This is a genomic window from Burkholderia sp. SIMBA_051, assembly GCF_046534915.1.
GTDB lineage: Bacteria > Pseudomonadota > Gammaproteobacteria > Burkholderiales > Burkholderiaceae > Burkholderia > Burkholderia ambifaria.
The window spans coordinates 1-235 of the sequence record NZ_JAWRXS010000917.1; the positions used below are offsets into that span (position 1 = coordinate 1).

Consider the following 235-nt stretch of genomic DNA (forward strand, 5'->3'; position numbering starts at 1 on the left):
GAACGAGAGGACGACATGAAATCCATTCGAACGATAGTGGCGCTGTGCTCGGTCATCACCATGCTCACGGCATGCGGTGGAGACGGCAACGACGTCGGCACCGTGCTCGGCATCTCGAAGCCGCAGGCACGCTTCATCAACGCGGTGCCGGCCGGCCCGAACCTCGACTACTACCTGAACGCGAAAGTCGATGCGTCCGGCGTCGCGTACAAGGGCGTGACCCGTTATCACGACA

General features: G+C 61.7%; 1 pseudogene. It reads left to right on the top strand.

Going from position 1 to position 235, the window contains the following annotated elements:
• Positions 1-15: 15 nt before the first annotated feature.
• Positions 16-235, top strand: a pseudogene (locus tag SB771_RS37150) (histidine kinase); the annotation flags it as partial.